The sequence below is a fragment of the Bradyrhizobium sp. USDA 4506 genome, assembly GCF_054058795.1.
Genome location: NZ_JBSSBM010000002.1, coordinates 6,924,200 through 6,943,847 on the forward strand (window position 1 = coordinate 6,924,200; position 19,648 = coordinate 6,943,847).

General features: G+C 64.9%; 22 protein-coding genes and 1 tRNA gene. 9 read left to right on the plus strand and 14 right to left on the minus strand.

Features of this window, described 5'->3' with window-relative positions; all coding sequences use genetic code 11:
* Positions 1-97: 97 nt before the first annotated feature.
* Positions 98-703, plus strand: coding sequence for a 2-hydroxychromene-2-carboxylate isomerase (locus ACVIHF_RS34730; protein ID WP_253605653.1), 606 nt, complete (start codon positions 98-100; stop codon positions 701-703).
* Between the two features lie 111 nt (positions 704-814).
* Complete coding sequence (gene panE, locus ACVIHF_RS34735) at positions 815-1,735, plus strand: 2-dehydropantoate 2-reductase (RefSeq protein ID WP_253605654.1); 921 nt, start codon at positions 815-817, stop codon at positions 1,733-1,735.
* A gap of 106 nt (positions 1,736-1,841) precedes the next feature.
* Here panE and ACVIHF_RS34740 read toward each other — a convergent pair whose 3' ends face one another.
* The 6 genes from ACVIHF_RS34740 to ACVIHF_RS34765 form a co-directional block, all read right to left on the minus strand.
* Entirely contained in the window at positions 1,842-2,423 is a 582-nt protein-coding gene (locus ACVIHF_RS34740) for a c-type cytochrome (RefSeq protein WP_092081280.1), read from the minus strand.
* Between the two features lie 194 nt (positions 2,424-2,617).
* Positions 2,618-3,895 (minus strand): PQQ-dependent sugar dehydrogenase, encoded by a 1,278-nt coding sequence (locus tag ACVIHF_RS34745; protein ID WP_168856117.1) that lies wholly within the window; start codon positions 3,893-3,895, stop codon positions 2,618-2,620.
* A 268-nt stretch (positions 3,896-4,163) separates the two neighbouring features.
* Entirely contained in the window at positions 4,164-4,676 is a 513-nt protein-coding gene (locus ACVIHF_RS34750) for a DUF2865 domain-containing protein (protein WP_253605655.1), read from the minus strand.
* Entirely contained in the window at positions 4,651-4,887 is a 237-nt protein-coding gene (locus ACVIHF_RS34755; protein ID WP_253605656.1) for a hypothetical protein, read from the minus strand. The genes ACVIHF_RS34750 and ACVIHF_RS34755 overlap by 26 nt, the downstream gene beginning before the upstream one ends.
* Before the next feature lie 210 nt (positions 4,888-5,097).
* Positions 5,098-5,172, minus strand: a tRNA-Gly gene (locus ACVIHF_RS34760).
* A gap of 160 nt (positions 5,173-5,332) precedes the next feature.
* Positions 5,333-5,881: an SRPBCC family protein gene (locus tag ACVIHF_RS34765; protein WP_456793294.1), complete on the minus strand. Its 549-nt coding sequence runs from the start codon at positions 5,879-5,881 to the stop codon at positions 5,333-5,335.
* 164 nt (positions 5,882-6,045) lie between these two features.
* Between ACVIHF_RS34765 and trxA the strand changes: the two genes are divergently transcribed.
* Both trxA and ACVIHF_RS34775 read left to right on the plus strand, forming a co-directional pair.
* A complete protein-coding gene (gene trxA / locus ACVIHF_RS34770; RefSeq protein ID WP_026192069.1) occupies positions 6,046-6,966 on the plus strand; it encodes a thioredoxin in 921 nt (306 codons plus the stop codon).
* Positions 6,967-6,996: 30 nt separating this feature from the next.
* Positions 6,997-7,671, plus strand: coding sequence for an LON peptidase substrate-binding domain-containing protein (locus ACVIHF_RS34775; protein WP_225642377.1), 675 nt, complete (start codon positions 6,997-6,999; stop codon positions 7,669-7,671).
* Positions 7,672-7,741: 70 nt separating this feature from the next.
* On the opposite strand, the gene ACVIHF_RS34780 is transcribed toward ACVIHF_RS34775, so the two are convergent.
* The 6 genes from ACVIHF_RS34780 to ACVIHF_RS34805 form a co-directional block, all read right to left on the minus strand.
* Complete coding sequence (locus ACVIHF_RS34780) at positions 7,742-8,296, minus strand: cytochrome b/b6 domain-containing protein (RefSeq protein ID WP_253605658.1); 555 nt, start codon at positions 8,294-8,296, stop codon at positions 7,742-7,744.
* Between the two features lie 10 nt (positions 8,297-8,306).
* Positions 8,307-8,603: a PepSY domain-containing protein gene (locus ACVIHF_RS34785; protein WP_092081268.1), complete on the minus strand. Its 297-nt coding sequence runs from the start codon at positions 8,601-8,603 to the stop codon at positions 8,307-8,309.
* A gap of 220 nt (positions 8,604-8,823) precedes the next feature.
* A complete protein-coding gene (locus tag ACVIHF_RS34790) occupies positions 8,824-11,358 on the minus strand; it encodes a bifunctional diguanylate cyclase/phosphodiesterase (RefSeq protein ID WP_253605659.1) in 2,535 nt (844 codons plus the stop codon).
* Between the two features lie 161 nt (positions 11,359-11,519).
* Positions 11,520-11,942 (minus strand): PaaI family thioesterase, encoded by a 423-nt coding sequence (locus ACVIHF_RS34795; RefSeq protein ID WP_225161889.1) that lies wholly within the window; start codon positions 11,940-11,942, stop codon positions 11,520-11,522.
* A complete protein-coding gene (locus tag ACVIHF_RS34800) occupies positions 11,939-12,745 on the minus strand; it encodes a crotonase/enoyl-CoA hydratase family protein (RefSeq protein WP_253605661.1) in 807 nt (268 codons plus the stop codon). The genes ACVIHF_RS34795 and ACVIHF_RS34800 overlap by 4 nt, the downstream gene beginning before the upstream one ends.
* Before the next feature lie 11 nt (positions 12,746-12,756).
* Positions 12,757-13,107, minus strand: a complete 351-nt coding sequence (locus ACVIHF_RS34805; protein ID WP_018269338.1) for a hypothetical protein — start codon at positions 13,105-13,107, stop codon at positions 12,757-12,759.
* A gap of 94 nt (positions 13,108-13,201) precedes the next feature.
* Here ACVIHF_RS34805 and ACVIHF_RS34810 point away from each other — a divergent pair, with 94 nt between their 5' ends.
* Together ACVIHF_RS34810 and ACVIHF_RS34815 are read left to right on the plus strand one after the other, a co-directional pair.
* Complete coding sequence (locus tag ACVIHF_RS34810; RefSeq protein ID WP_253605663.1) at positions 13,202-13,738, plus strand: TetR/AcrR family transcriptional regulator; 537 nt, start codon at positions 13,202-13,204, stop codon at positions 13,736-13,738.
* A gap of 46 nt (positions 13,739-13,784) precedes the next feature.
* The gene (locus tag ACVIHF_RS34815; protein ID WP_194457614.1) at positions 13,785-13,982 is read left to right on the plus strand and encodes a Trm112 family protein; all 198 of its coding nucleotides are present in this window, start codon (positions 13,785-13,787) and stop codon (positions 13,980-13,982) included.
* 131 nt (positions 13,983-14,113) lie between these two features.
* On the opposite strand, the gene ACVIHF_RS34820 is transcribed toward ACVIHF_RS34815, so the two are convergent.
* On the minus strand, positions 14,114-15,334 hold the full coding sequence (locus ACVIHF_RS34820; RefSeq protein ID WP_456793295.1) for a ubiquinone biosynthesis hydroxylase: 1,221 nt from the start codon (positions 15,332-15,334) through the stop codon (positions 14,114-14,116).
* Positions 15,335-15,540: 206 nt separating this feature from the next.
* Between ACVIHF_RS34820 and tesB the strand changes: the two genes are divergently transcribed.
* Positions 15,541-16,404: an acyl-CoA thioesterase II gene (tesB, locus tag ACVIHF_RS34825; RefSeq protein WP_016841424.1), complete on the plus strand. Its 864-nt coding sequence runs from the start codon at positions 15,541-15,543 to the stop codon at positions 16,402-16,404.
* A 43-nt stretch (positions 16,405-16,447) separates the two neighbouring features.
* Here the strand turns inward: tesB and ACVIHF_RS34830 are convergent, their stop codons facing one another.
* Positions 16,448-17,338: a DUF4339 domain-containing protein gene (locus ACVIHF_RS34830; RefSeq protein ID WP_456793296.1), complete on the minus strand. Its 891-nt coding sequence runs from the start codon at positions 17,336-17,338 to the stop codon at positions 16,448-16,450.
* A 330-nt stretch (positions 17,339-17,668) separates the two neighbouring features.
* On the opposite strand from ACVIHF_RS34830, the gene ACVIHF_RS34835 reads away from it, so the two are divergent.
* Positions 17,669-18,007, plus strand: coding sequence for a P-II family nitrogen regulator (locus ACVIHF_RS34835; protein WP_028335836.1), 339 nt, complete (start codon positions 17,669-17,671; stop codon positions 18,005-18,007).
* Between the two features lie 147 nt (positions 18,008-18,154).
* On the plus strand, positions 18,155-19,474 hold the full coding sequence (locus tag ACVIHF_RS34840; protein WP_456793297.1) for an ammonium transporter: 1,320 nt from the start codon (positions 18,155-18,157) through the stop codon (positions 19,472-19,474).
* Positions 19,475-19,648 lie beyond the last annotated feature (174 nt).

A 19,648-nucleotide genomic window follows, 5' to 3' on the forward strand; every position in this document is an offset into this window, starting at 1 on the left:
GGCTCACATGATGACTATCATATTCTACTGATGGCGCCTGCGACAGCAGGTCCATGCTAAACAAGCCCAAACGAGACAGGCCGAGGGAGAGACCGCAGTGAGCCAAAATCCGCAATTCCTGTTCGATTTCGGCAGCCCGAACGCTTTCCTCAGCCATGAAGCGATCCCGGCAATCGAAAAGCGCACCGGCGTCAAGTTCGAATATGTCCCGATCCTGCTCGGCGGCATCTTCAAGGCCACCAACAACAAGTCGCCGGCCGAGACGCTGGCGGGCGTCAGGAACAAGCCGGAGTTTCTGAAGATCGAGACCGAACGCTTTCTCAAGCGCTTCAACGTCAAGCCCTACACCTGGAACCCGTTTTTCCCGGTCAATACGCTGAACCTGATGCGCGCGGCGGTCGCCGCCCAGTTTGAGGGCGTGTTCGAGAAGTATATCGAGGCCGCCTTCCACCACATGTGGGTCGAGCCCAAGAAGATGGACGATCCTGAGGTCGCCGGTAAAGCCATCGCCTCCTCCGGCCTTGACGCCGCGAAACTGTTCGCCCGCGCACAGGACGCGGATGTGAAGGCCAAGCTGATCGAATATACCTCATCCGCCGTCGAGCGCGGCGCGTTCGGCTCGCCGACCTTTTTCGTCGGCAACGAGATCTTCTTCGGCAAGGAGCAGCTGCGCGAAGTCGAGGAAATGGTATCGGGAAAGTGAGATGAGCGAATGGCCAATAGCGAGTAGCGAATAGTCGAACAGTATCCTTATCTATTCGCTACTCCCTATTCGCTCGCCTCCTCGGGCAACAACAAAGAAGGACAAATTCCCATGCGCGTTCTCGTGGTCGGCGCCGGTGCGATCGGCGGTTATTTCGGTGGCCGGATGCTTCAGGCCGGCCGCGACGTCACTTTCCTGGTGCGCCCTCGCCGCGCTTCCGAGCTCGCCTCCGCCGGGCTAGTGATCAAGAGCCCGAACGGCGATGTCACGCTGAACAACCCGCCGACCGTGCAGGCCGACAAGCTGTCGGACAAGTTCGACGTCGTGCTGTTGAGCTGCAAGGCGTTCGATCTCGAGGATGCGATCAAGTCCTTTGCGCCCGCCGTCGGCGACAAGACCGCGATCATCCCGCTGCTCAACGGCATGCTGCATCTCGATGCGCTCGACAAGACGTTCGGCGCTCAGCATGTGCTCGGGGGTCTGTGCGCGATCGCGGCGACGCTGAACGAGAAACGCGAGGTGGTGCAGCTGCAGCCGATGCAGTCGCTCGGCTTCGGCGAGCGCGCCGGCGGCCTGTCGGACCGGGTGCGCGCGATCGCTGAAACTTTCTCGGCGATCAACGGCGCCAACGCCAGCGAGCATGTGATGCAGGATATGTGGGAGAAGTGGGTGTTCCTGGCCTCGCTCGCCGCCTCCACCAGCCTGATGCGGACCTCGGTCGGCAACATCCTGGCCGCGCCCGGCGGCAAGGATTTCCTGCTCGGCATCCTCGACGAATGCAGCGCGATCGCCGCCGACGCCGGCCATGGCCCGGGCGGCCCGTTCTTCCAGCGCACCCGCGGGCTCCTGACCACCGAGGGCTCGCCGATGACCGCATCGATGTTCCGCGACATCAAGGCGGGGCTGCCGGTCGAGGCCGATCACGTGATCGGCGACCTGATCGTGCGCGCCGACGCCGCCAAGATCCCGGTGCCGAAGCTGCGCACGGCCTACACGCATCTCAAGGCGTATGAGAAGCAGCGGGCTGGGTGATCTTGTAGCCCGGATGGAGCGGAACGAAATCCGGGAATCATCTCGCGGCAGATAGAGCGCCCCGGATTGCGCTGCGCTCCATCCGGGCTACGCACATTTTTTGTGGCTACAGATGCGCCAGATAATGCGCGAGCGCGGTGATCTCTTCGTCGCTCAGCGGATAGGCGACATCGGCCATCGCGGCCTGGGCGCCGCCGGAGCGCTGGCCCGACTTGTAATCGTGCAGCGCCTTGACGAGATATTCCTCACGCTGCCCGGCGATGCGGGCCACCGCCTTGGTACCGGCAAACGTATCGCCATGGCATGAGGCGCAGCGGCGGCCGGCGGCGGCCTGCTTGCCCTTTTCGGACAAGTCCGGATTGTCGTCCTTGCCGCCCTTGAACGGCGTCAGCGACGCGAAATAAGCGCCGAGATTTCGGATGTCGTCGTTGTTGAGCTGCTCGACGATCGGCTGCATCTGCTCGTTCTTGCGCGCGCCGGCGCGGAAGAACACCAGCTGCCATTGAACGTACTGGTCGAGCTGGCCGGCGAGCGAGGGAATGTTCTCGGTCTGCGAGATGCCGTTGTCGCCGTGACAAGCGGCGCAGAGTTCGGCCTTCGCCTTGCCGGCGGCGACATCGGCGGCGTTGGCGGACGACGCAACTGCGATCACCGCCGCGAACAGGATTGCAAAGAACGCAACACGCATTGCCAGTTTTCTCCACGGGTCATTGCCGGGCCTGGCCCGGCAATCCATCTGGCTTGCAGAAGGGTTTTTGTTTGGATGGATGCCCGGATCAAGTCCGGGCATGACGAGTCTGTTCCGTCGTTGGGCTTGCCGAACCACGTAAACGGGGCTGCGGCTGCCTGATCGGCCACCGCAGCCCCGCATTGTTTCAACCGTTACTTCTTGCTGTAGCTGATGCGATAGATCGCACCGGCCCAGTCGTCGGCGACGAGAATCGAGCCATCCTTGTCGAGCAGGATGTCGGCGGGACGGCCGAGATAGCCCTGGTCACCCTCGATCCAGCCGTCGGCGAAGATCTCCTGCTTGGCGTTCTTGCCGTCAGGGCTCGCGGTGATCTTCACGATGCGGCCGCCCTGGTACTTATGCCGGTTCCAGGAGCCGTGCTCGGCGATCAGGATGCTGTTCTTGTACTCGGCCGGGAATTGGCTGCCGGTATAGAACTTCATGCCGAGCGGCGCGACGTGCGCACCGAGATTGTACACCGGCGGAGTGAACTCCGAGCACTTGTGACCCATCGCGAACTTGGTGTCCGGCAGGTTGCCCTGGTGGCAATAGGGATAGCCGAAGTGCTCGCCGATCTTCGAGATCATGTTGAGCTTGTCGCTCGGCAGATCGTCGCTGATCCAGTCGCGGGCATTCTCGGTGAACCAGTACTTGCCGGTGCGCGGATCGACGTCGCCGCCGACCGAGTTGCGCACGCCGAGCGCCCAGATTTCCGCGTTGCCGGTCTTCGGATCGACGCGGCGGATCTGCGACACCGAGGTCGGCGGAATGCCGATGTTGAAGGGCGGTCCGAACGGAATGTAGAACCAGCCTTCCTTGTCGACGGCGATGTATTTCCAGCCATGCGCCGCGTAGGACGGCATATCGTCATACACCACCTTGCCGCTGCCGAGATTGTCGAGATTGGCTTCGGCGTTGTCGTACTTGATCAGCTTGTCGACCGCGATGACGTAGAGCGCGCCGTCGCGGAAGGCGAGGCCGGTCGGCATGTTGAGGCCCTTGAGGATGGTCTTGACCTCTTTCTTGCCGTTGTTGTCCTTGATCGCATAGACGTTGCCGAGCCCGAACGAGCCGACGAACAGCGTGCCCTTGTCACCCCAGGCCATCTGCCGCGCGGCGAGCACGTTCGAGGCATAGACCTCGATCTTGAAGCCCGGCGGCAGCTTGATCTTCTTCATCATCGTCGCGAGCTCGGAATCGGACGCGCCGGTCGGCGGACCGGACGGCGGGGCAAGGCCCTTCTGCGCTTCGGTCTCGTCGCCGAGGAACCAGTCATCCGGCGGATGGGTCCAGAATTCCTTGGTGCCCGATTCGTACTTCTTCAGCGCACGATTCTTGTCTGTCTGTTGCTGCGCACTGGCGAAGGTCGTCCCCGCCAGCAGCGCGATCGCCGCGAACGCAAGTATTGATCGATTGAAAGCGGATTTCATCGCGTCACTCCCCTACGCAAGCCGTTGCAGCTTGCCTGTTATTGATTTTGAACGCCCTGAGAGATGATGGTGGCGGTCTGTGAGGTAGGTCAGACGGCAAAATGGTAGCACATCCATCGACGCTGAAAAGCGCGTCCGCCGGTGTGCGCTGCGTCAAAACTAGTTGAGACGATATTTGAGACGAAATTTTCCTGAGCAGCCTGCCTGATAACAAGGCATTCTGCACCGCAGCGTGATATTCGAATGAAGCTAACGTTCGTGATCGCCTCTATCGCGACGACAGGCGCGCCAGACCGAGCGCTTGCGCCTTGGCCTTCGACAGCGGCCTGAACAACACGCTGCGCCGCTGTCCGCTCGTGATCGCCGCGATCTTGAAGCCGTCATCGGCGGCGACGATGTCGCCGGTCCGAAGCGTCATGTCGTCCTCGATCGCAATCGGCGACAGGCCGGTGGACGCGCCGGCGCTGCACGAGCATTGCGGCACCATCTCGCGCTGGAAGCGGAATGCATTGGCGAGCGTCTTGTAGGTCTCGCCGGCTTCGGTTCTGGCGCTGTCGATATCGGAGCCGGAGTACAGCTTCACCTCGGCAGCTGGACAGGCCGCCTCGCATACCTTGACGTCGGCCGTCTCGCTGACGCGCGGCAACGGAAAGAAGCGGCCGTCGCAAGTCCTGACGCAGAAGTTTTGCTGGCCGCCCCGGTGCGACCGCGTCGTGATGTAGACCCGCGCTCGCGGCCGTTCGGCCGGCTCGAAGTCAGGCGCCGGCCCAAAGCCAGGCATGGGAGAGAAGCTGGGCGCCGGGGCATACGCCGAGTCGCTCGGCAATTGCTGCGCTGATGCGCCCGAACATGTCCAGACGCCGACCAGCACGATCAGCGCAGCGACGTTTGCGCGAGCCAAGCGGCGATTTAACCCGGGAGCCGGCTTCCAACAGATCGACATCGTTCACGCGCTTGCCGCCCGGCAAAACCGGCGGCAACCATTCCAACACCAACACAACCACAGATTTCTATCAGTTTTGAGAATGCAACGTTTGCCGGTTAACAAAAGCCGGAAACCGCCACGGCGGGCCGCGGCATCTTGACCTCGCAATCGCGGCCTGGAGATGCGACCTTGGGCCGGACAGCAAAAAGCCCGCGCCAGTGGGCTGGCCTCATCAGCGGGCCTTCATCAGACTGTCAGCTCGGTCAGCGAGAAGTTTTGGAGCGGGCGAAGGGGCTCGAACCCTCGACCCCGACCTTGGCAAGGTCGTGCTCTACCACTGAGCTACACCCGCATCCGAAATGGCGGCGATCGCTCGCCGGCAACGGCAGACCTATGCCAAAAGCTGTCTGTGAATGCAACACAAGAGCGCGGTCCGAACCCCACGAAATCGCACGGTTTCTCTAAAAATTGACCCCGAATCGGCCGAAACCGGCTGCGCCGCCGATTTCTTTTTAGATTTCCGCCGGAACCGGCCTCAGGGCCATCTCGTCCCGGAGCGATTCGAGCCAGGTCTCGAACCAGCCGGTTAGCGTCTGCGTCAGCTCGACGCGGCAGGTCGGGTCGCAATCGAACACGGCCCACCATTCGATAAAGGCCCGGTCGCCGTCGATCACCGGGGTTACCTGCAGGGTCGCGCTGAAATCCGTCACCGGCAGGGTCGGGGTATCGACAAATTCGTAGGTCTGGAAGCGTTCGACGTCGGACTGCGCGAGCAGCCGCTGCCGGATCCGCCGCCCCCGGTACAGCACATTGCGCACGGCCCCGACGGTATCGCCGGATTTGCCGTCCTCGATCTCGCTCGCCCCCGCGCCCTGGACCCAGACCGGGTAATTGTTGAAATCGCGGATGATTTTCCAGACCTCGCCGGCCGGCTGCTCGAACACCGTGCTGTAATAGGCCTTTGCCACGAGCGCTCCCCTGCTGTCATGAATGATCGCCATCATCGGCCGTTCCGCGGCACCAACCCACCCGATCTCCGATGGAACGGGACGGGCGGCCAAGCGATTGAATTTTGCTGGCTGACTGCCATTTACGGAGCATGATCCCGGAAACCGGTTCCCACTTTTCCGGGATCATGCTCTAGCTGACAGAACGGCTGAACGTGCCGTTCCGGGCGTGCTAGAACGCCCCCGGATTTCCGACCTCAGAAGCAGGCGAGGACAACGTGACGATAATGGAGCAGGGCGGCCCCACGCCCGAGGCAGCGCCCGATCTGATCAAGGAGACGACGACCCAGACCTTCGTCAAGGACGTCATCGAGGAATCGCGCCGTCAACCGGTCATGATCGACTTCTGGGCGCCGTGGTGCGGTCCCTGCCGCCAGCTCACGCCGATCCTGGAAAAGGCGGTTCGCAACGCCAAGGGCCGGGTCAAGCTGGTCAAGATGAACATCGACGAGCATCCGCAGATCCCCGGCCAGATGGGCATCCAGTCGATCCCGGCCGTGATCGCCTTCGTGGGCGGCCAGCCCGCCGACGGCTTCATGGGCGCGGTGCCGGAGAGCCAGGTCAACGCCTTCATCGAGAAGATCACCAAGGGCGTGCCGGCCGCCGGCGAGCCCAACCTCACCGAGATCCTGGCCGAGGCCGACGCCGTGCTTGCCGAGGGCGACGCCGCCCAGGCCGCGCAGATCTATGCCGAGGTGCTGGCGCACGACGCCACCAACATCGCGGCGCTCGCCGGCCTCGCCAAGTGCTATGTCACGTCGGGTGCGATGGAGCAGGCCAAGCAGACGCTGGCGATGGTTCCGGAATCCAAGCGCAACGACGCCGCGGTGAAGGCGGTGCAGGCGGCGATCGATCTCGCCGAACAGGCGGAAGCGGTCGGCCCGGTCGCGGAGCTGGAACAGAAAGTCGCCGCAAACCCGCTCGATCATCAGGCCCGATTCGATCTCGCCACCGCGCTCAATGCGATGGGCAAGCGCACGGAAGCGACCGAGCAATTGCTCGCCATCGTCAGGCGTGACCGCAAGTGGAACGACGACGGCGCGCGCAAGCAGCTGGTGCAGTTCTTCGAGGCGTGGGGCGGCACCGATGAGGCAACCGTCGAGGGGCGCAAGCGGTTGTCGACCATCCTGTTCTCGTAAAGCACGCCCGTCACAGCAGCGGGACCGCAGATGCCGATCAATGCCGAATATCGCGGACCCGGCGAGCTCCCGGAGGTGATCCCGGTGTTCCCGCTGCCCGGCGCGTTGCTGCTGCCGCGCGGCCAGATGCCGCTCAACATCTTCGAGCCGCGATATCTCGCGATGATCGACGACTCGTTGCGCGACGGCCATCGCCTGATCGGCATGATCCAGCCCGACGTGGCGCATTCGCAGAAAGAGGCGAAGCCGGCCCTGTTCCGGATCGGCTGCGTTGGCCGCATCACCCAGCTCGCCGAATCCGGCGACGGCCGCTACATCCTGGAGCTGACCGGCGTCGCGCGCTTCAAGGTGGTCGAGGAGCTCACCGTGCAGACGCCGTACCGGCAGTGCAAGGTCGACTTCTTCTCCTTCGTCGGCGACTTCACCGCGCGCAAGGGCGAGGAGGCCGTCGACCGCAAGGCGCTGCTCGAAGTGCTGGCCGATTTCCTGGAAGCCAACAATCTGAAGGTCGACTGGGAAGGTATCGAGTCCGCGCCCAACGAGGCGCTGGTCAATGCGCTGGCGATGATGTCGCCCTATGGTCCGGCCGAGAAGCAGGCGATGCTCGAGGCGCCGGACCTGAAGACCCGCGCCGAGATCCTGATCGCAGTCACCGAGATGGACCTCGCAAAGAAGCGCACCTCGGGCGACCCGCCGGTGCAGTAAGGCGCTTTCGAGCGAAGCGGCTACCGATTCGCGTGAAGAAAGCGCGGCAGACCAAAAAGCGTCTCGCCCATCAGCGATTGCGCAGTTGCTTGCGGCCGGTGAACATTGCGCGCACCAGATTCTGACGCTGCAGCAAGCCGACCACGATGACCCCGAGCACGTGCAGGGCGACCAGGATGATGACCGCATCCGAGGCATAGGCGTGGGTGTCCTCGACCCACCAGACACCGAAGAAGGTCACGGTGACCTCCATCGCGCCCGTGATTGTCGAGATCGCAAGCAGGAACAGCAGCGCCACCAGCATCACGGTGCCCGCCGGATTGAGCCCGATATAGCGCCCGGTGATGCCGCGGCGGAGATTCCAGATGTAGCGCGGCGCCGCGCGCAGGCGAACGCCGAGCCTGCCGAAACGCGCGTAGCGCGTGCCGGCAAAGCCCCAGATCAGCCGGAACGCCAGCAGCCCGATCACCGAATAACCCGCCAGCCGGTGCAGCCGGTCATAGGTGCTGGGCGTCACCCAGGCGACCAGGACGAGGATGGCGAGCGCCCAGTGCCACAGCCGCAGCGGCAGGTCCCAGACCTGCACGCTGGTCGCGCCGCGGGCGCCCGGCGCCGCCTCCGTCATCGCGCCTGCTTCACTTCGCGATCGTGTGCTTCAGGCTGAGGTCTTCCGGGCTGTAGAACAGCTCGTAGAGCTTGCCTTCCTTGACGCCGTACACCTCGTAGCAGGAGCCCTCGATTTTCGACCGACGCACCTCGTAGCCGAGCGCCTTGGCCTTGGCTTCGGCCTCGCTTGCCGGCTTCCACGACGCCTTGTCGAGCTTGGTGCAATTCTTGTAGCCGTCGGCGAACGCCGCCGATCCGGTCAACCCAAGAACGCTCCCAAGGACGCATGCTGCAAGCGCAGCACTCGAAATCACTCTCACGCGCATATCCCCTCCGTTGACAATCATACCCACAGCGCCTTCGCGCAGGGCACATGCGTGAAGAATGCTGAGGCGATTGCCAAGTCAAGGAAGCGCCGCGACGGCTGGCTTTAGAGGAATTCTAACGGTCGCCAAAACCGCTTTGCGCTCCACGCGCAGTTCGGTTTTGACGGCGTGCTGCGGCCTTACGCCTCATGCGTATCGGGGCCGCCGGCGCAGCCGTCGATCAGGACGCGGCACCCGCCATTGCAAGACGGACCGCAGGCCGTTCGGCCGCTGCCGGGGTTCGCCCGCCGATCATCTGTGCGACCTTCTCGCTCTGCACCGGCGGGCTGAAGTGGAAGCCCTGCACTTCCACGCAAGCATCGGCGCGGAGAATGTCGAGCTGCTCCCTGGTTTCAACGCCTTCGGCCGTCGTGGTCTTGCCGAGGCTGACGGCAAAGCGCACGATCGCGCGCGCGATCCGGCGCGACTCGTCGCTCGCTCCCGAGAGCTCGGACACGAAGCTGCGGTCGATCTTGACCTTGTCGAACGGAAACTTCTGCAGAAAGCTCAGCGACGAGTAGCCGGTGCCGAAGTCGTCGAGCGCGATCCGCACCCCGAGATCGTGCAGTTGGCTCAGCGCGGTAAACACCGCTTCGCTGTCCTGAATGATGGCGGTTTCGGTGACCTCGAGCTCGAGGCGCTCCGGCGAAATTCCGGCACTCGCCAGCGCGCGCACGATCACCGGGACCAACTCAGGGCTCCTGAACTGCACCGGCGACAGGTTGATCGCGATCTTGAGGTCGCCCGGCCATTTGGCGGCTTCCGCACACGCGGTGCGCAGCACCCATTCCCCCAGCGGCACGATCAGGCCGGTCTCTTCCGCCAGCGGAATGAACTGCGCCGGAGATACCATGCCGCGGTGCGGATGGTGCCAGCGGAGCAGCGCCTCGAAGCCGCAGGTCTCCCCGCTCGCGACGTGGATGAACGGCTGGTAATGCAGCTCGAACTCGCCATTGGCGAGGGCACTGCGCATGTCGCGCTCGAGGCTGCGCCGGGCCTGCAGCAGCCGATCGAGCTCCGGCTCGAAAAAGCGGAACGAGCCGCGCCCGCCGCTCTTGGCCGAGTAAAGCGCGAGATCGGCGCTGCGCAGCACCTCGTCCGAATCGGTGCCGTCGCGCGGTGCGATCGCAATGCCGATGCTGGTCGTGGTGGTCACCCGATGATCGCCGAGATCGATCGGCTCGCTGAGCGCCTTCCTGATCTTCTCGGCAAGCAGGCCCGCTTCCGTGACCGGATCGCTGACATGGTCGATCACCGCGAACTCGTCGCCGCCGAGCCGCGCGACCAGCGTCGTATCGCTGACGGATCTGCGCAAGCGCGCGGCCACCGACTTCAGCAGCGCATCGCCCGCCGGATGCCCGAGCGTGTCGTTGACGTCCTTGAAGCGGTCGAGATCGAGCATCAGCACCGCAAGGCTCGGTCCGCCGCACCTTGCACCGGACAGCGCGCGCTCCATCCATTCCTTGAGCAGCACGCGATTCGGCAGATCGGTCAGCGCGTCGTGCTGCGCCATATAGGTGATCTTGGCCTCGGAGCGCCGCTGCTCGGTGACGTCGCGATGCGTCGCCACCCAGCCGCCGCCGGGCATCGGCTGCCGCGTCACGCAGATCAAGCGGCCGTCGGCGAGCTCGTCGACCCGGCTGTTGATCTCGCCGGCCGGGAGCGCGTTCAGTGTCGCGAGCACCTGCGTCGCGGCACTGTCGCTGGTCTCGCCCTTGAGAATGCCGTTGGCGATGCGATGCCTGATGATCTCGCGATGGGCCGTGCCGGGCAGCAGCAGTTCCGGCGGCAGCCGGTACATCTTGGCGTAGCGATCGTTGCAGACGACGAGGCGCTTCTCTGCATCGAACATGCAGAGGCCCTCGCCCATGTGGTTGATCGCGGTATCCAGCCGGAACCTCTGCTCCTCCAGCGCCTTCTGCGACGTCTCGACCTGCTGTCGCGCCGACGAAAGCTGGCTGATGATCTCCTCGAAGCGGCGGGTGCGAAGCGCCAGCCGGCGATCCGCGAGCACGCCAACCAGGCTCATCCCGAGCACCGACAGCGCCACACCGGCGATCACGATGGCGAGGAAGGCAGGCGAGAGCGACAGGGCCGCCGGAGCCTGCAACGGATCCGGAACGATCTCGACCGCGCCCATCGCGGTGAAATGATGCGACACGATCGCGAGCGTCAGCAGCAGCGCCGCGACGAGCGACATCCAGCGGTCCTGACGGCGGACCGCGATCGCCAGCGCGGCGTAGCCGAACAGCATGCCGAGCACGACGGAGGCCGCCACGAGATCGAGCGACCAGACCACGTGGCCCGGCACCTCCAGCGCCCACATGCCGAGATAGTGCATGCTGGCGATGCCGGCTCCGATCACGGCGCCGCCGACCGGCGCGCGCCAGCGGCTGGAGTCGCTGGCGGCAAGGCCGAGGCCGCCGGATGTCAGCATCATCGCCGCGGCGAGCGACAGCGCGGTGAGGACGATACCATAGCCGGTCGGGATTCCCGGCTCATAGGCCAGCATGGCGATGAAATGCGTTGCCCAGATGCCGTAGCCGATCGCGGCTCCCGCGATCGCAATCCAGATCAGCCGCGTCCTCGCCTGTGATGCAATTGCGCGATGAAAAATATTGACGGCCACAATACTGGCAACGAAGCAGACCAGTCCGGCGAGCAGAACGAGCCGCCAGTCATGCTCACCTGAAAGGCACGTAAGAACACGAAACATGCGTCGGTCCATGGTTGTCCGTGCGCACAGGCTAGGCTGATTGAATTGTCTTCTCGATAATATTCTGCAACTTTCAGTGGCATGGTTATCCGCGCGTAAGCCGATTCCGCACCGAAATTGATGGCTCCATAAATTTCACAACGATGCGCGATCCGCGCGGCTCAGCCTGCCAGCGGAACGAGCACGGTTTCACCGGTTGCAACCAGCGAGGTCTCACCCTGCTCGTTCTCCGCAAAAAGTTCCGCGCGCGCGAAGACCTGCCTGCGTCCGGCACGCAATGTGGTTCCTTTGGCGATGAAGCAGCGGCCCAGCGCGGGCTTCAGGCAATTCATCGAGAAATGCGATGCGGTGACGGAACCTGCGATCGATGCCGCGGCAAAGCCGCAGGCGGTGTCGAGCAGCGCCGCGATCACGCCGGCGTGCAGGTGTCCCGCATATTGGGTGAGATCGTCGCGCCAGGGCATCCGCAGTTCCACCGTGCCGGTGCCGGTGGAGACGATCTCGAAGCCGGCAAGCCGATTGAAGGCCGCCGACGCATTGGTCGCAACGAGACGTTCGAGATCGAAGCCCGGGCCAGTCGTCATGTAAAGCTCCATTGCGGGGGCCGCCGTTCGAGATTCGCCCTGACGGACTCGATGTGATTGGGCGACCCGAGCAGAAGCGCCTGTTCGGCCGTTTCGGCTGCAAGTCCGGTCGCCGCATCGCGATCGGCTGCAAGATTGAGCAGCCGCTTGGCGGCGCGGATCGCATCCGGGCTGCGGTCCGCGATCGCGCGCGCCGTCTCCAGCGCGGCCTCGCGCGGCTGTTCGACGATCCGGGTGGCGAAGCCATGACCAAGCGCATCGTCCGCGGAAAAGACGCGCGCGGTGTAGGTGAGTTCACGGACCACATCCTCGCGCGCGAGATGGCGCATCAGCTGCGTGCCGGCCATGTCGGGCACCAACCCCCATTTGGCCTCGATGATCGCAAGGCGCGTGCCGGGTGCGAGATATCTGATGTCGGCACCGAGCATCAGCTGAAAGCCGCCGCCGAACGCAACGCCATGAACGGCGGCGATGACCGGCACCGGCAGCTCGCGCCAGAGCCACACCAGATGCTGCGCGAAGTTGGCAATGCCGTGGGTTTGCCGGCCGAGATCGGCGAAGGGCAGGATGGACTCGCCCTCCGTCGTTGCGACCAGACGCTCCATGTCGAGGCCTGCGCAGAAGGCCTGCCCTTCGCCCGAGAGCACCACGGCGCGGAGCTTGCGGTTGTCCGCGAGCTGCGCACCGATCTCGGCGATCGCGGCGAACATCGCCGGATCGAGCGCATTGAGCTTGTCCGGGCGGTTGAGCCTGACGTCCGCGACGCCATCGGCGATGCTGAGGCTGATGCGATCAGTCGTCATGATCGCCCTCGCTAGTAGCCGGCGGCGGCGAGCGCCACCACGGCGCTCATCGCCATCCAGCCGAAGTGGCGGAAGCGGGTCGCCACCGCGTTGGCGAGTGCCGCGACGCCGAACACGACGCCGAGCGTCGCCACGATCCAGTGCCGCGCGGCATCGGAGGCCATTGCGGGCGCGGCGAGCAGCAGCACGCCGCCGCCGATCCAGGCGACGGTGCCGGCCTGATAGACCAGGCGAAGCAAGAGCCGCAGCCGCGGCGGCTCGACGGTGGCGCGCGCGAATATCCTGGTCTCGCCGAGCACGCCGTGGATCAGGCTGACCAGAATGGCGACGACACCGGCGCCCTGCAGCAGAAGATCACGCATCGCGATGCCTCCATACACTACTGTATGGATATGATACCGGCCGCTGGCGCCTGTCAATACACTTGTGTATGGTGAGCGGCGTGGACGGGGAACCATGACGGAACAGCTCTCGGTCAAGGACTGGCTCGATCAGGGCCTGAAGACGCTGGCGCGCCGCGGCTTCACGGCGCTCAAGGCCGAGCCGCTGGCCAAGGCCATGGGCGTCTCGCGCGGCAGCTTCTACTGGCATTTCGCCGACATCGGCGCCTACCGCGCGGCGATCCTGACCCATTGGCGCGAGGTCGCGGCCGAGCAGGTGATCGCGGAGCTCGAGACCATTCCGGAAGGCGGCGACGCGCTGGCGCTGTTGCTGCGCCGTGCCTTCTCGGCGCGGCTGGCGCTGGAACGCGCGGTGCGCAGCTGGGCCACCGCCGATGCCGTGGCGCGCGCCGCCGTGCTCGAGGTCGACCAGCGCCGGATCGGCTATATCGAAACCCTGCTGCGGCAGGCCGGATTCCCGGACGACGTGGCGCGCGGCCGCGCGCAGATCTTCTACTGGGCGTTCATCGGCTACGCGCTGTCCGAGCAGGCGCTGCCGAAGCCGCGTCAGCAGGCCGCGATCGATGAACTGCTGCGGATGGCCAAGCGCTGACAGCTGACATTTGGATGTGCTACATCACGGCAAGCCGGAGACTCCCATGAATTCCACGACCGATCATCTCGAGAGCACCGCCGACCCAAAACTGCTGGAAATCCTGGTGTGCCCGATCACCAAGGGGCCGCTGGAATTCGACGCCACGCGGCAGGAGCTGATCTCGCGCTCGGCCAAGCTCGCCTATCCGATCCGCGACGGCATCCCGATCATGCTGCCGGAAGAGGCGAGGAAGATCGATTAATGTAAGCGTAGCCCGGATGAAGCGCAGCGCAATCCGAGAAAGTCACCGCGGATAGTCTGCACCGGATTTCGCGGAGCCTGTCATTGGGCGCGCATTCGTGCGACCCGTCGGCTTCATCCGGGTTACGAGGGCTAAAGCGCCTCGCCCTTTAGCAGCCGCGGCACCTCGCCTGATAGTCCCGCCGCCTGGCGGATGAACATCTCCTTCAACGGCGGCGCGCGATCGACGAGACCGAGGCCAATGTCGCGCACGGTGCGCAGCAGCGTCGATTCGTTCGAGAACAGGAAGTTCAGCGAGTTGGTGGCGACGCCCATCGCCATCGTATCGAAGCGCCGCCAGCGCTGGTAGCGCTCGAGCACGTCGGCCTGGCCGAGGTCCATGCCGAGCCGCGCCGCATCGACCACGACCTCGGCGAGCGCAGCGACATCCTTCAGGCCCATGTTGAGCCCCTGCCCCGCGATCGGATGGATCACATGCGCGGCGTCGCCGATCAGCGCCAGCCGTTCGGCGATGAACGAGCGCGCGACGAAATAGCCGAGCGGGAAGGCGCGCGGCTTGTCGAGCGGCTTGATCTCGCCGAGATGCAGGCCGAAGCGCTGCTCTAGCTCGGCGTGGAATTGCTCTTCGTTCAAGGCGACAATGCGCGCGGCATCGTTGCGCGTCTCGGTCCACACCAGCGACGAGCGATTGCCGGTCAGCGGCAGGATCGCGAACGGCCCGGCGGGCAGGAAATGCTCCTCGGCGCGGCCGTGATGTTCGCGCTCGTGCCCGACCGTGACCACGATGCCGGACTGGTTATAGTCCCAGCCATGGGTCGCAATCCCGGCGCGCTCGCGCAGCTTCGAGCGGGCGCCGTCGGCGGCAACCAGCAGGCTCGCATCGATCACGGTGCCGTCGGCCAGCGTAACGCTGACGCCGTCGGGCCGCGACGCGAAGCTCGACACCGCGGCCGCACGCAGCTCGACGCCCTCGGCTTCGGCACGGCTCGCGAGCGCATCGATCAAATAGCGGTTCTCGACCATATGGGCGAACGGCTCGCCGGGCGCGACATTGCCGGCGAAGGTCAGGAATACCGGGCGCATCGCGTCCTCCAGCCTGGAGTCGGTCACGACCATATCCGTGATCGGCTGCGCCGTCGGCGCCACCTGGCCCCAGACGCCGAGGGTTTCGAACAGCCGCCGGCAGGCCGCCACGATCGCGGTCGCGCGCGGATCGCGGCTCGGGCGCTGGCTCAGCGCCGGATCGGCCACGATGACCGGGATGTCGGGCCCAAGCCCCTGGCGCAGCGCCACGGCCAGCGCCAACCCTGCAAATGCGCCCCCGCAGATGACAATACTTCGCTGTGCCGGCATTGCCCTTCCCTTACGCGCCTCACGCTCTCAGACTATGCTTGCTACCTGATAATAGCTGGGCGAAACAGGGGCCAGAAACAAGGTCACGAACCTAACGGACGTCATTCCGGGGCGATGCGTCAGCATCGAACCCGGAATCTCGAGATTCCGGGTTCACGCTTGCGCGTGCCCCGGAATGACCGTTCAAGTCAAACCGAAAGCCGCCGATGTCCAAGAGCCTGATCGACCTGCTGTCCATCCTCGATCTCGAGCAGCTCGAGGTGAATTTGTTCCGCGGCAACAGCCCGAAGACGAGCTGGCAGCGCGTGTTCGGCGGCCAGGTGATCGGCCAGGCGATGGTGGCGGCCTGCCGCACCGTCGAGGGCCGCCTGCCGCACTCGATCCATTGCTACTTCATTCTGCCCGGCGATCCGCAGATCCCGATCATCTACCAGGTCGAGCGGCTGCGCGACGGCAAGAGCTACACCACCCGCCGCGTCACCGCGATCCAGCACGGCAACGCAATCTTCTCCATCATGGTGTCGTTCCATGCCGAGGAGGAGAGCAACTTCAATCATCAGGAGAAGATGCCCGACGTGCCGCCGCCGGAGAAGCTGACCGCGGAGGAAGTGTCGAAGCAGCCGATGTTCAAGGAGATGCCGGAGTTCATCCGCCGCTATTACGAGAGCGACCGGCCGATCGAGCTGCGCCCGGTCGAACTCGGTCGTTATTTCGGCCAGAAGATCGACGACGGCCGCATCCATGTCTGGATCCGCACCGCGGCCAAGCTGCCCGACGATCCCGCGCTGCATCTGTGCGCGCTCGCCTATGCGTCGGATTTCTCGCTGCTCGATGCCGTGATGGCGCGCTACGGCCGCACGCTGTTCGACAAGCGCATGATGCCGGCGAGCCTCGATCACGCGATGTGGTTTCACCGCCCGTTCCGCGCCGACGAATGGCTGCTCTACGCGCAGGATTCGCCGAGCGCGCAGTCGGGCCGCGGCCTGACGCGCGGCCTGATCTTCAAGCCCGACGGCACGCTGGTGGCGTCCGTCGCACAAGAAGGGTCGGTGCGCGAGCGAAAGGCGTAGCGCTCACGCCCGAACAGAGCCGGTCGGCACGATGCGATCGCGCTTACTGGCCGGCGTAGGCAACGCGCTCGGTCAGCGCGAATTGGGAGACGAACCAGTTGCCGTACCAGCGCAGCACCCACGGAATCGGGATCAGGAAGCCGCAGGCGATCGTGAACACGATGGTTCGCCACAGCACCTCGATGCCGGACGCATTGAAGCTGACCTCGCGGCGCGTGCCGTCGATGTTGCGGCAGATCCAGCGCATCCAGGCGGTCAGCACCCAGGCCCAGCCGATGATGGTGATGGCCGAGACCACCATCGCCACGTACCAGCCGACATAGGCGACCGGGCTGCCCTTGAACGAGATCGGCAGGTCCTGGCCGCTCGAGCTGAGATGGCCGATGATCCAGCGCACGATCATCCAGCTCAGGAAGCCCTGCAACAGCAGCGAGAGCAGCGTCACGATGTTGCTGTTGGCCGCGCCGGCATAGGTCAGAAGGCCGAGCACGATGAAGACCCACCAGATGTCGAGCGGCTGTCCGGTGAAGGCGAAATGCGGCCGGCCCGGCACGCGGATATAGGGGATCGCAAAGCGGTACAGGCCGGTCGCGGTCCACGGCGCCGGGATGACGAGAATCTGGCCGATGAACATCAAGAGGCTGCGGCCGAACAGGCCCCAGATCGGGAAGTCGGCGGACAGCGTGCCGCCGCTATAGCTTCCGGACGCCACCACCGGCGGCGGTCCGCCGGCCTGCGGAAATGCCGGCGGCGCGCCGGCGCTCGGGACGAGGCCCGGAATCTCCCCGGCCTTCTGCCAGCCGGCCATGCCCTCGGTCCACACCAGGGTGTCGGCCCCCACCGTGCCCCGGGTGATCAGGTCGCGGAGCTGGGTTTCAGGCAGGGGGCCCTTTTGCTGGCCTTCGGATGCATAAAACCAGTTTCGGTTCGACATTTCTTGTTTCCTCGGGGCGCGCGCACAGGGACACGCGATAGGCGAAACGAACCAGCAAGAGCGCTGGCCGGGGCGGGAAAGCCACATTGTGGCCGAGCGTTTCCATTCCGTACAGTGAGGGAGCACACGCGCTGCGCATGTTTTCCGCTTCAACCTGCAAGTTTTTTATGCCATTTGCCCAGAAAGCTGCCAGATTTGGCGGACGCGAAGTGCCGCTCGGGGATGGCAAATTGCCGCTCCGGGAGGCAGCAGGTGCCGGCTCGCGGGACGGCAAGTGCCGCTCCGGGACGGGCGCACACGGAAAACCTCAAGGGAATGAAGGCCTGAACCATGAAACTCGTCGTCGCGATCATCAAACCGTTCAAGCTCGATGAGGTGCGCCAGGCGCTGACCGCGATCGGCGTCCACGGCATGACGGTGACCGAGGTGAAGGGCTATGGCCGCCAGAAGGGCCACACCGAGATCTATCGCGGCGCCGAATATGTCGTGAACTTCCTGCCCAAGCTTCGGATCGAGATCGCCGTCGATACCGAGCTCGCCGACAAGGCGGTCAGCGTCATCACCGAGCACGCCCGCACCGGCCAGATCGGCGACGGCAAGATCTTCGTGACGCCGATCGATCATGCGCTGCGCATCCGCACCGGCGAGACCGACAACGACGCGCTCTGAACCCTGGAGCCTGATCCCTCGCGACAAACGCGGAAAGCGTTTGCGCGGAGATCATGCCCAAACAAAACGATCGAGATCATCGCCGGCAACGACGCCGGCGCACGCCACAACCGCACACCAAGAAACGACGACCGCCGGGGAATGATGATGGGGGCACGAGCTCTTCGTGCAGCGATATCAGCTGCGCCGATCACTGCTGCAATCCTGTTCGCGCAAGCCACGCCGGCTTTCGCGCAAGACTCGGCATCCAGCTCCGGCGTCAACGCCGCCGACACCGCCTGGATGATCGTCGCCACCGCGCTGGTGCTGATGATGACGATCCCCGGACTGGCGCTGTTCTACTCCGGCATGGTGCGCAAGAAGAACGTGCTGGCGACGATGGCGCAGAGCCTCACCGCCGTTGCGCTCGTCTCGATCCTCTGGGTCACCTTCGGCTATTCGCTGAGCTTCGTCGGCGACGGTCCTTGGCTCGGCTCGCTCGATCGCTGGTTCCTGGCCGGCATCACCATGGACAGCATCAATCCGGCGGCGAAGACCATCCCCGAAGCGCTGTTCATGCTGTACCAGATGACGTTCGCGATCATCACGGTGGCGCTGGTCGCAGGCTCGGTCGCCGACCGCATGCGGTTCTCCGCCTATGTGCTGTTCTCGATCGGCTGGTTCATCTTCGCCTATGTGCCGCTGGCGCATTGGGTGTGGGGCGGCGGCTTCCTCGCATCAGCGGGCGTGCTGGATTTCGCCGGCGGTCTTGTGGTGCATCTCTCCGCCGGCATCAGCGGCCTGGTCGCGGCCAAGGTGATGGGCAACCGCCACGGCTATGGCCATGACAATCTTTCACCGTTCGATCTGTCGCTCGCGGTGGTCGGCACCGGCCTGCTCTGGGTCGGCTGGTTCGGCTTCAACGGCGGTTCGGCACTCGCGGCCAATTCGCGCGCGGTGATGGCGATCACCGCCACCCATCTTGCGGCCTGCGCCGGCGCGCTGACCTGGGGCGCGATCGAATGGGCGACGCGCCGCAAGCCGTCGGTGCTCGGCATGATCTCGGGTGCGGTCGCGGGGCTCGGCACCATCACCCCGGCATCCGGCTTCGTCGCGCCGTGGCACGGCGTCGTCATCGGCATCATTGCCGGCCTGGTCTGCTTCTGGGCCTGCACCTGGCTGAAGCATCGCTTCAAGTATGACGACTCGCTCGACGTGTTCGGCGTGCACGGCATCGGCGGCCTGACCGGCACGCTGCTTGCCGGCGTGTTCGCGGCCTCGGCGATCGGCGGCACGTCCGGCCTGCTCGAGGGCAATCCGAAGCAGCTGCTGATCCAGCTCTACGGCGTCGCGGTCACCTTTGTCTGGTGCGGCGGGGTCACCTTCGTGCTGCTCAAGCTGGTCAGCGCCTTCGTCCCGCTGCGCGTCTCGATGCAGCAGGAGCTCGAAGGTCTCGACATCTCCCAGCATGGCGAGGCGCTGCAGTAAGTAGCCGAGGCGGCGGTGGCAGCCGGACTCACGGGGCCAGGACGACGACACCGGCCACCGTGAGGGCGAATTTGTAAAACAACCCCATGCAAAGGACCCGAGCGCCGCGACGTCACGAAGTACGGCGCGAGCAAGGTTCGGGCTTGCACGACACATAAGTGTATGCTTATGTGT

Excerpts from the sequence above, each read along its gene's own strand:
- tesB (WP_016841424.1), top strand. The coding sequence starts at position 15,541 with ATGTCCAAGAGCCTGATCGACCTGCTGTCCATCCTCGATCTCGAGCAG.
- ACVIHF_RS34810 (WP_253605663.1), top strand. The coding sequence starts at position 13,202 with ATGACGGAACAGCTCTCGGTCAAGGACTGGCTCGATCAGGGCCTGAAG.
- ACVIHF_RS34820 (WP_456793295.1), bottom strand. The coding sequence starts at position 15,334 with ATGCCGGCACAGCGAAGTATTGTCATCTGCGGGGGCGCATTTGCAGGG.
- ACVIHF_RS34740 (WP_092081280.1), bottom strand. The coding sequence starts at position 2,423 with ATGCGTGTTGCGTTCTTTGCAATCCTGTTCGCGGCGGTGATCGCAGTT.
- ACVIHF_RS34790 (WP_253605659.1), bottom strand. The coding sequence starts at position 11,358 with ATGTTTCGTGTTCTTACGTGCCTTTCAGGTGAGCATGACTGGCGGCTC.
- ACVIHF_RS34785 (WP_092081268.1), bottom strand. The coding sequence starts at position 8,603 with ATGCGCGTGAGAGTGATTTCGAGTGCTGCGCTTGCAGCATGCGTCCTT.
- ACVIHF_RS34750 (WP_253605655.1), bottom strand. The coding sequence starts at position 4,676 with ATGCCTGGCTTTGGGCCGGCGCCTGACTTCGAGCCGGCCGAACGGCCG.
- ACVIHF_RS34775 (WP_225642377.1), top strand. The coding sequence starts at position 6,997 with ATGCCGATCAATGCCGAATATCGCGGACCCGGCGAGCTCCCGGAGGTG.
- ACVIHF_RS34745 (WP_168856117.1), bottom strand. The coding sequence starts at position 3,895 with ATGAAATCCGCTTTCAATCGATCAATACTTGCGTTCGCGGCGATCGCG.
- ACVIHF_RS34835 (WP_028335836.1), top strand. The coding sequence starts at position 17,669 with ATGAAACTCGTCGTCGCGATCATCAAACCGTTCAAGCTCGATGAGGTG.
- ACVIHF_RS34815 (WP_194457614.1), top strand. The coding sequence starts at position 13,785 with ATGAATTCCACGACCGATCATCTCGAGAGCACCGCCGACCCAAAACTG.
- panE (WP_253605654.1), top strand. The coding sequence starts at position 815 with ATGCGCGTTCTCGTGGTCGGCGCCGGTGCGATCGGCGGTTATTTCGGT.
- ACVIHF_RS34780 (WP_253605658.1), bottom strand. The coding sequence starts at position 8,296 with ATGACGGAGGCGGCGCCGGGCGCCCGCGGCGCGACCAGCGTGCAGGTC.
- ACVIHF_RS34840 (WP_456793297.1), top strand. The coding sequence starts at position 18,155 with ATGGGGGCACGAGCTCTTCGTGCAGCGATATCAGCTGCGCCGATCACT.
- ACVIHF_RS34795 (WP_225161889.1), bottom strand. The coding sequence starts at position 11,942 with ATGACGACTGGCCCGGGCTTCGATCTCGAACGTCTCGTTGCGACCAAT.
- ACVIHF_RS34830 (WP_456793296.1), bottom strand. The coding sequence starts at position 17,338 with ATGTCGAACCGAAACTGGTTTTATGCATCCGAAGGCCAGCAAAAGGGC.
- ACVIHF_RS34805 (WP_018269338.1), bottom strand. The coding sequence starts at position 13,107 with ATGCGTGATCTTCTGCTGCAGGGCGCCGGTGTCGTCGCCATTCTGGTC.
- ACVIHF_RS34800 (WP_253605661.1), bottom strand. The coding sequence starts at position 12,745 with ATGACGACTGATCGCATCAGCCTCAGCATCGCCGATGGCGTCGCGGAC.